This is a genomic window from Caballeronia sp. A2-2 (genome assembly GCF_057612605.2).
The window spans coordinates 876,769-889,470 of record NZ_CM172588.1; the positions used below are offsets into that span (position 1 = coordinate 876,769).

The 12,702-nt window shown below is 60.9% G+C and carries 13 protein-coding genes; 9 read left to right on the top strand and 4 right to left on the bottom strand.

Annotated features, from left to right (window positions below; all coding sequences use genetic code 11):
• Positions 1-4: 4 nt before the first annotated feature.
• The gene (locus ACZCWR_RS20345; RefSeq protein WP_487303428.1) at positions 5-904 is read right to left on the bottom strand and encodes a cupin domain-containing protein; all 900 of its coding nucleotides are present in this window, start codon (positions 902-904) and stop codon (positions 5-7) included.
• A gap of 97 nt (positions 905-1,001) precedes the next feature.
• Here ACZCWR_RS20345 and ACZCWR_RS20350 point away from each other — a divergent pair, with 97 nt between their 5' ends.
• Complete coding sequence (locus ACZCWR_RS20350; protein ID WP_487303429.1) at positions 1,002-1,751, top strand: SDR family oxidoreductase; 750 nt, start codon at positions 1,002-1,004, stop codon at positions 1,749-1,751.
• Between the two features lie 7 nt (positions 1,752-1,758).
• Here the strand turns inward: ACZCWR_RS20350 and ACZCWR_RS20355 are convergent, their stop codons facing one another.
• Both ACZCWR_RS20355 and ACZCWR_RS20360 read right to left on the bottom strand, forming a co-directional pair.
• On the bottom strand, positions 1,759-2,781 hold the full coding sequence (locus ACZCWR_RS20355; RefSeq protein ID WP_487303430.1) for an alcohol dehydrogenase: 1,023 nt from the start codon (positions 2,779-2,781) through the stop codon (positions 1,759-1,761).
• Between the two features lie 75 nt (positions 2,782-2,856).
• The gene (locus ACZCWR_RS20360; protein WP_487303431.1) at positions 2,857-3,621 is read right to left on the bottom strand and encodes a DeoR/GlpR family DNA-binding transcription regulator; all 765 of its coding nucleotides are present in this window, start codon (positions 3,619-3,621) and stop codon (positions 2,857-2,859) included.
• Positions 3,622-3,869: 248 nt separating this feature from the next.
• Between ACZCWR_RS20360 and ACZCWR_RS20365 the strand changes: the two genes are divergently transcribed.
• The 6 genes from ACZCWR_RS20365 (at position 3,870) to ACZCWR_RS20390 (ending at position 8,623) form a co-directional block, all read left to right on the top strand.
• Complete coding sequence (locus ACZCWR_RS20365; protein ID WP_487303432.1) at positions 3,870-4,868, top strand: 2-keto-3-deoxygluconate permease; 999 nt, start codon at positions 3,870-3,872, stop codon at positions 4,866-4,868.
• Positions 4,865-6,118 carry a four-carbon acid sugar kinase family protein gene (locus ACZCWR_RS20370; protein WP_487303433.1) on the top strand — a complete coding sequence of 418 codons (1,254 nt, stop codon included), beginning with the start codon at positions 4,865-4,867 and terminating at the stop codon, positions 6,116-6,118. The genes ACZCWR_RS20365 and ACZCWR_RS20370 overlap by 4 nt, the downstream gene beginning before the upstream one ends.
• A 25-nt stretch (positions 6,119-6,143) precedes the next feature.
• Entirely contained in the window at positions 6,144-7,145 is a 1,002-nt protein-coding gene (gene pdxA / locus ACZCWR_RS20375; protein WP_487303434.1) for a 4-hydroxythreonine-4-phosphate dehydrogenase PdxA, read from the top strand.
• A 179-nt stretch (positions 7,146-7,324) separates the two neighbouring features.
• Entirely contained in the window at positions 7,325-7,810 is a 486-nt protein-coding gene (locus tag ACZCWR_RS20380) for an Hcp family type VI secretion system effector (protein ID WP_487303435.1), read from the top strand.
• The gene (locus tag ACZCWR_RS20385; RefSeq protein ID WP_487303436.1) at positions 7,807-8,289 is read left to right on the top strand and encodes an STM2901 family protein; all 483 of its coding nucleotides are present in this window, start codon (positions 7,807-7,809) and stop codon (positions 8,287-8,289) included. Before ACZCWR_RS20380 ends, ACZCWR_RS20385 begins: the two co-directional genes overlap by 4 nt.
• Positions 8,261-8,623 carry a DUF1493 family protein gene (locus ACZCWR_RS20390; RefSeq protein ID WP_487303437.1) on the top strand — a complete coding sequence of 121 codons (363 nt, stop codon included), beginning with the start codon at positions 8,261-8,263 and terminating at the stop codon, positions 8,621-8,623. Before ACZCWR_RS20385 ends, ACZCWR_RS20390 begins: the two co-directional genes overlap by 29 nt.
• A 952-nt stretch (positions 8,624-9,575) precedes the next feature.
• Here the strand turns inward: ACZCWR_RS20390 and ACZCWR_RS20395 are convergent.
• The gene (locus tag ACZCWR_RS20395) at positions 9,576-10,166 is read right to left on the bottom strand and encodes a nitroreductase family protein (RefSeq protein WP_487303438.1); all 591 of its coding nucleotides are present in this window, start codon (positions 10,164-10,166) and stop codon (positions 9,576-9,578) included.
• Positions 10,167-10,439: 273 nt separating this feature from the next.
• Between ACZCWR_RS20395 and ACZCWR_RS20400 the strand changes: the two genes are divergently transcribed.
• Positions 10,440-11,516 (top strand): ABC transporter ATP-binding protein, encoded by a 1,077-nt coding sequence (locus ACZCWR_RS20400; RefSeq protein WP_487304758.1) that lies wholly within the window; start codon positions 10,440-10,442, stop codon positions 11,514-11,516.
• Positions 11,517-11,545: 29 nt separating this feature from the next.
• Positions 11,546-12,616, top strand: coding sequence for an extracellular solute-binding protein (locus ACZCWR_RS20405; protein WP_487303439.1), 1,071 nt, complete (start codon positions 11,546-11,548; stop codon positions 12,614-12,616).
• Positions 12,617-12,702: the final 86 nt, after the last annotated feature.

The following is a 12,702-nucleotide window of genomic DNA, read 5'->3' on the forward strand; positions in this document are numbered from 1 at the left end:
GACTCTACTCCGATGGTTCGAGTGCGTATTGCGTCGGCGCAAGTCCCACATGCCGCGTGAAGGCCACGCTGAACGCGCTCGCCGAGCCATAACCCACGCGTTCGGCCACCGTCGCCACGCTGCCCTGCTTTCGGCGCAGCAGATTCTTCGCCAGCGCCATGCGCCACGAGAGCAGATATTCCATCGGCGCGACGCCGACCGCGCGGCTGAATCGTTCGAAGAAAGTCGAGCGCGACAAGGCCGCTTCCTTCGCGAGTTCCGCGACCGTCCACGGCTTCTCCGGGCTTTCGTGCATGCGGCGCAGCGCGAGTGACAGACGCGCATCGGCGAGGCCGCGCACGAGTCCGGGCGATGCCTCCGTGCCCGTGGAACGCAGCGCTTCGATCAGCAGCACTTCGAGCAGACGCGCGAGCACGACATCGCGTGCGGGCCGGGCATCGCGCGACTCTTCCCGCACGAGTTTGACGAGCGTGGACAGGCGCGGCTCGCCGCTGACGTGGATCAACCTCGGCAACAGCGAGACGAGCAGCGCGGCATCGGGCGAACCGAACACGCAATGGCCGACGAGCATTTGCACGTCGGGCGGCGCATCCGGCGTGCCGAGGCGGAAACCCGTGCCGGGAATTTCGACGGGCACGGTATCCGGCGCGTTGGCGTCGGGTGGATCGACGCCCGTCACTTCGAATTCGACGACCTCGGGAATCAGCACGAAGTCATCGGTCCGATAAATGAGCGGCGGCTGGCCATTCGCGACCACGCGGCACGCGCCATCGAGAATCACGCAATAGAACGGCTGCGATTGTTCGTCGCGCCGCACGCGCCAGCGGCCCGCGCCGCTCACGAGCTTGGAGAAAGTCGCGACGGGTTGAAGCAGCGCGACGACTTCCGCTAAAGGATCGGTCAAGGCCGGACTCCCTCGAATGAAAACCGGACGCTCGATTGTAGCCAGTCCGGATGACGGAGCCTATCGTGAATGTACCGCAACCTTCCTCGAAAACATCATGAAAACCGTACTCATCACCGGCTGTTCGTCGGGCTTCGGGCTGGACACCGCGCAATACTTTCTGGAGCGCGACTGGAACGTGATCGCCACCATGCGCACGCCGAACGCGGACGTCTTGCCGCGTTCCGAGCGTCTGCGCGTGATCGCGCTCGATGTGACGGATGCCGCGAGCATCCAGCGCGCCGTGGCGGAAGCCGGACCCATCGACGTGCTGGTGAACAACGCGGGCATCGGCTTTCTGAACGCGCTCGAAGGCACGCCGATGAACACCGTGCGCGATATCTTCGAAACCAACACGTTCGGCACCATGGCGATGATTCAGGCCGTGCTGCCGCAATTCCGCGAGCGACGCGAGGGCGTGATCGTCAACGTGACATCGACGGTGACATTGAGGCCGCTGAATTTGCTGTCCGTCTACACGGCGAGCAAGACAGCCGTCAACGCGTTCACGGAAGTGCTTGCGCTGGAACTCGAACCTTTCGATGTACGCGTGCGCATCGTATTGCCGGGACGCGCGCCGCAAACGCGTTTCGGCGATAACGCCCGCACGCGCATGCAGGCCGGTTTTCCCGAACCGTATCAACCGATGGTGGACAAGATCTTCGCCGAGTGGGAAAAAGGCGGCGATATCACGCTCGGCTCGCAAGTGGCCGAAGGCGTGTATCGCGCCGCGACCGATCCCGCGAGCCCCATGCGCATCTACGCCGGCACGGATGCCGTCGCGCTCGCGAAATCGGTCGGTGCTTGATCTAAGGCTATTTGCTGCCCGGCGTGAGCACCACTCTGAAGCGCGCCTTGCCGCTCATCATGCGTTCATAAGCCTCGGGCGCGCGATCGAGCGGATATTCCTCGGTCATCGGCTTGACGCCGGACAACGCGCTGAACGCGAGCGTTTCCTGCGAATCCGCCGCCGTGCCGGACGGCCAGCCCTGCACCGAATTTCGGCCCATGATGAATTGCGTGATCGGCACTTCGACGGGTTCGTCGGAGATGCCGACCATTATCATTTTGCCGTTCAACCCGAGCCCGCCGATGGCCGCGTTCATTGCCTTGCCACTAGTGGCCGTCGCCAGAATCACGCGCGCGCCGCCAAGCGCCTGCAAGGCTTCCGCCACGTTCTGCGCTTCGCTGTCGATATAGTGATGCGCGCCGAGTTGCTTCGCGAGCGGCGCTTTATCCTGACCGCGCGCAATCGCCACGGTGTTGAAGCCCATCTGCCGCGCGAACTGCACGCCCAGATGCCCCAATCCGCCGATGCCGAGAATCGCCACCACCTCGCCGCCGCGCGCGCCGCTGTTGCGCAATGCATTGAAGGTCGTGATGCCCGCGCAGAGGAGCGGCGCGGCATCCACATCGGAAAGATCGTCGGGCATGCGCGCCAGCGCTTCCTGCGGCGCGACCATGTACTCCGCGTAACCGCCGTCATAGCTGATGCCCGGCACCAGCGCGTTCTTGCAAAGCACGAAGTCGCCGTGACGGCAATGATCGCAGTGGCCGCAATGCCCGCCATGCCAGCCCACGCCGATCCGTTGCCCCACTTCCCAGCCCTCCACGCCCGCGCCCGCTTTCTCGATCACGCCCGCGATTTCATGACCCGGCACGCGCGGAAACTGAAGCCCCGGCCACTGCCCTTCGACCGTCAGCGAATCGCTATGACAAATGCCGCACGCCTGCACCTTGATGAGAACGTGTCCGTCGGGCGGCTCGGGAATATCGCGCTCGACGAGTTCCAGTGGACCGCCCGCTTTCGCAACCTGCACTGCCTGCATCGTTGGCATCGTTCGCTCCTTGAGGGGGAAGAAAACACCGCTACTTGCGCCGCTCAGGATACGTGATTCATCGAAACGATGCCGTCACGCGGGCGCGCATTCCACCGTGACATTGCCGCGTTCGCGGAATGGTTCGAGCACCGAAGCATCCGCCAGCGAATCCGTGATGAGCGTCCAGTCGCGCGGCAGCGGCGTCCAGTGCTGCTGACTCGCGTGTTCCAGCTTGTTCGATGTCGCCAGCACGAACACGTGCGCCGCCTGCGCCGAGATGCACTCCTTGAGATACGCCTGCTCGGCGGTCGCTTCGCACAAGCCGCGATCCGCGACGACGCCATCCGCGCCGAGAAACGCCTTATCGAAACTCACTCGCGACAACGTGGACTGCGCGATGGGTCCGAGCATGCTCATGCTCGAAGGCCGCACGTCGCCGCCGATCAGCGTCACGCGCACATCCGTTGGCGCGAGCACGCTCACCGCGAGCAGGTTGTTGGTGAAGACGTGGACGGCATCGCGTCCGGCGAGACAGCGCGCGAGCGCGGCGGTGGTCGTGCCGCCATCGAGAAAGATGGTGTCGCCGTCGTGAATATGCAATGCCGCCGCACGCGCGATGGCTTCCTTCTGCTCCCGGAAACTCGCCCGCCGCGTCTCCAGCGATTCCTCCGGTTCATGCACGCCCACCGACGCCGCGCCGCCATAAGTCCGCACGATGCGCCGCTCGTCCGCCAGCGCGCGCAGATCGCGCCGCACCGTGGCTTCCGACATGCCGAAGTGCTCGCACAGCGCGGCCACGTCATTCATGCCGGAGAGCACGGCCTTGAGCATGGCTTCGCGGCGTTTCTCGACTTTCATGCGGTTCCTTTCTTTTTTTGGATGCGGGAGTGTACCCAAGCGGGCGCGGTGGATGCTGGCATCCAATGAAAACGGCGTGCGGAAATTTTTGATCGATTTGATCATTCAAGCAATCGTTTTCGCCCGAATTGATCAGTGTTTACGCGTACACGCCCATAATTGCGCGCGTTCGATCAAAAGATTACACTGCATTCTGATCGAATCGATCATTCATAGACCAAATCGCGCAAATCCACCTGGAGACTTGCATGGCCCAGATTCATATCAAGCGCGCCGTCGAACGCGTACCCGGCGGCATGATGATCGTGCCGCTCCTGATCGGCTCGCTCGTCGCCACGTTCCTGCCGAACATGCCGAAGTTCTTCGGCTCGTTCACCAACGCGCTGTTCACCGGCTCGCTGCCGATTCTTGCGGTGTTCTATGTCTGCATGGGCGCGAGCATCGACGTGAAGGCCACGCCTTATTTGCTGAAGAAAGGCGGCGCGCTGTTCGCCACCAAGATCGGCACGGCGATCATCGCGGGCATCGTGCTCGGGCATTTTTTGGGTGAGCAGCCGGTGAGTTCGGGCCTGTTCGCGGGGCTTTCGACGCTCGCCGTCATCGCCGCGATGAACGACACGAACGGCGGCCTCTACATGGCGCTGATGGGTCAATACGGCCGCTCGGAAGATGTCGGCGCGTACACCATCATGTCGCTCGAATCCGGGCCGTTCCTGACCATGGTGACGCTCGGCGTGGCGGGTCTGTCGGCGTTTCCGTGGCCGACGCTCGTCGGCAGCATCCTGCCGCTGGCGGTCGGCATGCTGCTCGGCAACCTCGACCGTGAGATGCGCGAGTTCCTCGGCCGCGCCGTGCCGGTGATGATTCCGTTCTTCGCGCTGGCGCTCGGCGCCGGGCTCGATCTGCACAAAGTCTGGCAGGCTGGATTGCTCGGCATCGGGCTCGGTTTGGCGGTGGTGATCGTGACGGGCATTCCGCTGTATATCGCGGATCGTCTGACGGGCGGCACGGGTGTCGCGGGTGCGGCGGCTGCCAATACGGCGGGCAATGCGGCGGCGGTGCCTGCGTTGATCGCGGCGGCGAATCCGGTTTATGCCGAAGCGGCGAAGTCGGCGACGTTGTTGGTCGCGGCGTGCGTGGTGGTGACGGCGATCGTCTCGCCGGTGCTGACGGCTTCCGTCGCCAAACGCGTGAATGCGCGCGAAGCCAATCGGGCGAATCGCGGCGCAGCGGAGGCCACGCGATGAAGGCGTCGAGCCTGCTGATTGTCGCGGATGATCTCTCGGGCGCTGCCGACAGCGCCATTGCGTTCGCGGCGACGGGCCGCCGGACCATCGTATCGCTCGATGCAAACGCGCCCGTGCAAAACGCCACCGTGATCGCCGCTGACACCGACACGCGCCGCGCGCCGCCCGCCGAAGCTGGCGCACGGACAGCCGCCGTCTGGCAGGCGATGCGCGCGCCGGGACGTCGCTTGTACAAGAAGATCGATTCCACCTTGCGCGGCAACTGGACGGCGGAAACGGCGGCGCTTGCCGCGCTCGCGGGACCGGCGATTGTCGCGCCCGCGTTTCCGGCGACGGGCCGCACGGTGCGCGATGGCCGCGTGATCGTGCGCGGCGTGCCGCTGGAAGATACCGAAACGTGGAAGCTGGAGAACGAAGGCCAGAATGCGTCGCTGCGCGCGATGCTCGAAGCTGCGGGTCTGCGCACCACGCATGTCACGCTTGCAGCCTTGCGCGATGATCCGCTGCGTATCGCGGCGATGGTCGCGTCGGCGGCGGCGGATGGCATCGATGCGATCATCGTCGATGCCGAAACCAGCGATGATCTCGCCATGTTGGCGCGCGTGACGGCCGACATCGACGAGCGGTTTTTCTGGGTCGGTTCGGGTGGTTTGGCGCGCGAACTGGCCGCCCTGCCCGATTTGTTCGATGCCGGTCTCGCGCCGCACGAAGCACAGGATGCCGAAGCATTGCGCGGCCCGGTGCTGGCGCTTGTCGGCAGTCTGTCCGCCATTTCCGAGCGCCAGTGCGCGATGTTGCGCGACACGGCCGGCGTGATCGAACTGATCGTGCCGCCTGCGGTCTTGCGCGATGCCGAGCGGCATGACGAATGGCGCGTCTGGCGTGAGCGCATCGCGGCATGCGTGCTGAACGACGAAGACGCGATTCTGCGCATTGGCCGCGACGATGCTTTCGATCCTGCCGAAGGCGCGCGCTTATCCGCTGCACTGGCTTTGCTCGTCGCGCCACACTTCGACGCCCTCTCCGGCTTGATCGCGACCGGCGGCGAAACCGCTCGCGCGATGCTCGCGGCGGCGGGCGTCGGCGGACTCGAACTCGTGCGCGAAATCGAAGCGGGCGTGGCGCTCGGGCGGCCTGCATCGGGACGCGGCCCTTCCATCGTCACCAAGGCCGGTGCGTTTGGCAGCGAGCATGCGCTGCTGGGCGCTTACCAACATTTGCGCGGCGTTCACGTGAGCGTCGCCCGCTGAATCTTCTTATTCTGAACACGACATCATGAGCAACTACCTTCCTGTTATCGGCATCACGATGGGCGACGCAAGCGGCGTCGGCCCGGAAGTCATCGTCAAGAGTCTGGCGCATGATACGGTGTACCAACAATGCCGTCCGCTCGTTATCGGCGATGCGAAGCGGCTGGAGCGCGCGATCGAACTCGTCGGCGCGAAGGCGACGGTGCGGCGTATCGAGGATGCATCGCAGGCGCGTTATGAGCCGGGCACGATCGATTGCATCGACCTTGAACTCATTCCCGATGATTTGCCCTTCGGCCAGCTCTCGCCCGTGGCGGGCGATGCAGCGTATCAATATATCGCGCGTGCGGTGGAACTGGCGCAGGCGCATCAGATCGATGCCATTTGCACCGCGCCGCTCAACAAGGAAGCGCTGCACGCGGGCGGGCACAAGTTCCCTGGTCATACGGAAATGCTCGCGCATCTCACCGGCGTGGATGAAGTGTCAATGATGCTCGTCGCGCCGCAATTGCGCGTGATTCATGTGACGACGCATATCGGCATCATCGATGCCATTCGCAAGATCGAGCCGGGTTTGGTGCAGCGGACGATCGAACGCGGTAATGCGACGCTCGTGAAGGCGGGGATTGCCAAGCCGCGTATCGGTGTTTGCGGGATCAATCCGCATGCGGGGGAGAATGGGTTGTTTGGGTATGGTGAGGAAGAGGAGAAGATCATTCCTGCGGTTAAGTTATTGCAGGAGCGTGGGTTGGATGTGACCGGGCCTTTGCCTGCGGATACGCTGTTTTATCGCGCGGGGCGTGGGGATTTTGATCTCGTCGTTGCGATGTATCACGATCAGGGGCATGGGCCGGTTAAGGTTTTGGGGCTTGAGGCTGGGGTGAATGTTACCGTTGGGTTGGAAGTCATTCGTACTTCTGTGGATCATGGGACGGCGTTTGATATCGCAGGGAAAGGGATCGCGGATGAAGGGAGTATGTTGGAGGCGTTGAGGCAAGGGGCGGAGTTGGCGACTAGGAGGGGTTGATTGGCTGCTTCCCGTCTGATGCAATAGATAGGTGCGTAAGGCGGGGCAACATTGTTTAGGACTTTCTCGCTTTCTTGCGCTGCTGCTTGTGCGATAACCTGATGCCGACTCGGGGTATGCCCCGTTTCGACATTCGTTATCGCCTGCATAAAAGCAGGCCTTTGCATGAAGAGAGAATCATGTCGGACGACATTTTCATACGCATCGAGGGAATCGACGGCGAATCGCAGGACGCGGATCATGCTGGCGCTATTCAGGCCAGCGCATGGAATTGGAACATTCACCAAGACGCTGCTTTTCTATCGGGCTCCGGCGGCGGCGCATCCAAAGCCGCGGTTAGCGATCTCACGTTCCTGCACGCCATTGACCGCGCTTCGCCCAATCTCGCGGTTTATTGCTATCACGCCAGCCATATTCCTCGGGCTACCCTAACCTTACGCAAGGCGGGCGGGATGCCGTTCGAGTATTTTCGGATAACCATGAACGATGTGGTTATTACCAAGGTGGCTCCTGCAAGCGGCGGAAATATGGCCATCGAGACGGTCAGCCTTTCTTTCGCGTCGATGAAACTGGAGTATTTCCCGCAGAGTAAAACCGGAAGTTCCCAAGGCGCCGTGACAGGCGTAATCGATCTTCGCCAATTCCGTCAAAGCGGCAATAGATGAGTTACGAGAACCTTGTCAGTGATAGAGAGGTGCCTCTCACTCGCTATAGTTATGGTGATCTGCACAATCTGAGCGCAGACGAGCTATACCTATGTGTCGTTGTTGAAGTCATCTGTGAACACTTCGGTACTGCCGACGTCGTCAGCGTGTTCGCGATGGTTCTTGGCGCCCCGATTCTGAGCACGCGTACAAAGCCGGGCGGTGCAATCCCCGGCACGTCGCTCGCCTCCGTGATCTGCCGTGAATTGTTGGACATCAGGGTTAATCGGCGGCTCCCTACTCTCGTCGGGTTCTTTTCCATTCGCGTCAGATATGTGATGCACCTTGGCGCGTTTGTCGGCAGATGGGTGCCGTGGATCGCGGCTCCGATTACGGCTTACGACCTCGTCACCATCGAGATGAAGGTCATACTCCGCTATAACGCACTCGTTCGGCCTGAGGATCGAATCAATGACGCAACCGTTGGCACTCTCGGCTGATCTCGAAGCGCTTGTTCTCAGGCACGGTTACAAGTCGAAGCATCAGCCGCTCTTGCTCACCGATCGTATCGACGAGGATCTTCAGATGGCGCCCGAAGCAGCGGCGGATTTAATTGCTGAATTCTTCGAGCTTTTTTCTATTGATCGTGGTGACTTCGATTTCAATCGATACTTTCCGTGGCGAGGGATCAGGATTCCGTTTTTCACGAAATGGCTGTTGCGGGTTTGGGGTGTGGTCGATCATGGGGCACCGGAGCCGCTTACGCTTGGGATGATGCAGCATGCTATCGAGTTGCGGAGGTGGGATAGTGTTGAGCTTCGAGTTGTTAGGTGAGCGAGAATTCAAGGCCGAATCCACCCGGTTTTGAGTGACGTCGCGATTACTTTGCGGGTTGTTCGTGCGAGGGGCTGCTGCTTTTTGGGCTTTTATTGCAGTAGCCGCCTCCCCGGCGGGGGGATCACTTTCTTTGCTGCTGCAAAGAAAGTAATCAAAGAAAGCAGCTTTTTCAACCAGACACTGCAGCTTGAAAGGGCAAGTGGATTAATGCTTGATCTTGGTGACAATAGTTTTCGGCCTCGGAGGCCTGCCCGGCCTGCACGGGGCTTGGTACGCAACGAGTACGCACCTCTCTTGGTAAAACGACGTGGTCCGCAGTCATCCGCGCGGCGTTCTTGGCGCTCACGCGCCTTCGCCGTAGGGGTCTGCACGTGAACCCGGCAGATCGCCGAGGCTCACGACTCATCAAATCTCCTTGCTTGAATGCTATTCGGCCCTACCGTTACTTTGAGGTCGACAGTCACGAAACGCCCAACACCGTTGGTCAGTGATTAAAGCAATGACGCTTTCTCTAACCTCACCATTGCTGCGAGATCGTCAGTAAAGAAGCGCTAAACACCGTAGGGCCAAATAGCATTGAAGCGAGAACATTCGATGAGTCGTGAGTCTTGGCGATCTGCCGGATTCCCTCGCAGACCCCTACGGCGAAGGCGCGTGAGCGCCAAGAACGCCGCGCGGATGACTGCGGACCACTTTGCTTGACCGCTAGAGGTGCGAAATCTTTGCGTACCAAGCCCCGTGCAGGCCGGGCAGGCCTCCGAGGCGGCCAACTATTGTCACCAAGAGCGACCATTAATCCACTTGCCCTTTCAAGCTGCAGTGTCTGGTTGCGAAAGCTGCTTTCTTTGATCACTTTCTTTGCAGCAGCAAAGAAAGTGATCCCCCCGCCGGGGAGGCGGCTACTGAATAAAAAGCACAAAAACCAGCAGCCCCTTCCACGAAACAAACCTCACCCCAAATCCCACCCACCAAAAGAAGCAATCTCCCCCACCGCCAACCGCGCCCGCGGCGCACCTTCTCTCTCCGCAAGCCCATCCGGCAACCCGGCCACATCCCCATGATGCGCAACCGAGATCATCGCAAGCACCTTGAAGCGCTCCGAAATACCAAACAGCTCACGAAACACAGGCCCATCAAACCCACTCATGGAATGAGCCGCCAGCCCCATCGAATGCGCCTGCAATAACAACGACATGCCAGCCGCGCCAGCATCATAACTAGCAGTACCGTTCTCAGTCCCCTTCGAAGTCAGCGTATCCGCGACAACCGCAATCAACACCTGCGCATTAACATTCCACCCTTGATTAAACGGCACCAGCGTAGCAAACGCACGATCAAACGCACCCTGATCCACGCCCTTCTCAAAGACAACAAAACGCCAAGGCTGCACGTTATAAGCAGAAGGCGCCCACCGCGCCGCTTCGAGCAAAGAAAGCACCGCCGCATGATCCACAGGCTGAGTAGCATAGGCCCGCGGACTCCACCGTCCCGCGATAAGCGGATGAATCTCGACGTCAGTCGGCGCGCTGCGATCAGTCATGAATTTTTCCCTATAGAAGTGAACAAGAGACCAAAAAGCAAAACAAGCATTGTTCCAGATCTAAAAGAATCGCGCCGCATAGGTCAAGCCTATCCAGTGCATGGGAAAACAATATTTTTCCCTCTAATTTGACTTGTTAGATTGCATCAACGGTCTGAAGCAAAAGACTTTCCGCAGTCCGCGGCTTGCCAAACACAGGGCACATCACGCGGATCGCAACCCTCGCTCCAGGAAAGATCCATCATGAATAAGCTGGCATGTGTCGCCGATGTCATGCCGGGCGCGTCCACGCCCGCATCCGCCATCAAGATGCGCACGGAAGGCTTGTCGAAACATTACGGCGAGACCGTCGCGCTGCATCCGATGGACCTTTCGGTCAGAAACGGCGAACTGCTCACGCTGCTCGGGCCGTCCGGTTCGGGCAAGACCACGCTGCTGCAAATCATCTGCGGGCTGGTCGAGCCAACAGCGGGCAAGCTCTTTATCGATTCGAAAGACCGCACGCGCGCACTGGTGCATGAACGCGATATCGGCGTGGTCTTTCAAAACTACGCGCTGTTCGGCCATTTGACCGTATTCGAAAACATCGCCTTTCCGCTTCAGATGCGCCGCGTGCCGTCCGGCGAAGTCAAACGCCGCGTGATGCATGCGCTCGAAATGGTGCGCCTCGCCACCTTCGGCGAACGCTTCCCGCGCGAATTGTCCGGCGGTCAGCAGCAACGCGTGGCACTGGCGCGCGCGCTCGTTTATCAGCCCTCCTTGCTGTTGATGGACGAATCGCTGTCCGCGCTCGACCGCAAACTGCGCGAAAACATGCAGATGGAGATCAAGCGCATCCATCGCGAAACAGGCGCGACGATCATCTTCGTCACGCACGATCAGGAAGAAGCGCTCGCGCTGTCCGACCGCGTGTGCCTCATGAACGGCGGACGCATCGAACAGATCGGCACGCCGCAAGCCATCTACGAAACGCCGCGCAGCGCGTTCGTGGCGGACTTCATCGGCGTATCGAACAAGCTGCGAGGCAAGCCGGGACGCGACGGAATGCTCGCTACCGCCGACGGTTTCATCCCCCTTCCCGCCGATGCCGCGACCAACGCGGCGAGCGCACCCGAGGCAATGCTGATCGTGCGGCCCGAACACATTCGCATCGACGACGGACGCGAGGGCTTCGTGCGCGGACGCATCGTGGAACGCATTTATGGCGGCTCGGAAACGCGCTTGCTCGTGGAATTGCAAAGCGGCACGGTGCTGACCGTGCGACAGGCCGCAGGCACCACGCCGCGTTCATTGGGCGATGCCGTTTCCCTTCGTTGGCTGCCCGAACATTCCCTGCTTCTCGATCACTAAATCCACACCCCATCACCGGAGAAACGAGCGTGAGTTCAAGCAACAAGCCAGGCCGCAGAGAGTTCATCAAGACCGCGGGCGCTGCGGGCATCGCGCTCGGCTTCCCGACCATCTGGACGCAACGTGCCAACGCGGCCGATCAACTGACGGTGGCCGATAACGGCGGCGCGCTCGGCCCCGTCATGCGGACCGCATTCTATGATCCGTTCGAAAAGGAAACGGGCATCCGTATCGTCAATGTGGCGCACGAGTCGGACCCGGTGACACAGTTCAAGCTCTCGGTCGATTCCGGCTCGCATATCTGGGACGTGGCGATGATCACGCCCGACAACGCCATCCGCCTGACCGATCAGAAGAACTATCTCGCGCCGCTCGACATTGCTTCGAGCGATGCAAAAGGCATCCTGCCCGGCATGCTCACGAACAACTGGTTCGGCTTCTCGATCTACGGCGTGGTGATGGCGTATCGCACAGACCGTTTCGCCAAGGCGCAGCCGACCGGTTGGCACGATTACTGGGACACCGCGAAATTTCCCGGCCGGCGTGGGTTGTATCGCTCGCCCATCGGTCTCTTTGAAAACGCGCTGCTCGCGGATGGCGTCGCGCCGAAAGACCTCTATCCGATCGATGTCGACCGCGCGCTCAAGTCGCTCGACAAGATTCGCAAGAACATCAACGTGTGGTGGGCGAACGGGGCGCAGAACACGCAACTGCTGCAAAGCGGAGAAGTCGATCTGTCCGATACATGGAACGCCCGCGCACTCGCTGCGATCACATCGGGCGCGCCGGTGAAGATCGTCTGGGAAGGCACCTACAACGTCGATGGCTGGTCGATTCCGGTCGGCACGACGAAGCTCAAGCAGGCGCAACAGTTCGTGCGCTTCTGCATGCGCGCGGAGCGTCAGGCGCAGTATTCGAGCCTCATTGCGAACGGTCCGAGCAACAGCGACGCCTACAAGTTCATCGACGCACAACGCGCCGAACTGCTGCCGACCTATCCGAAGAATCTCGAACGCCTGCAGCGCCGCGACAACGTGTGGTGGGGCAAGAACTTCGATTCCGCGAACGAGAAGTTCCAGGAATGGCTGCTTAATGCGTAATGCTTAATGCGTAATGCGTAATGCGTAATGCGTAATGCGTAATGCGTAATGCGTAATGCTTAATGCTTAATGCTTAATGCTTTCTC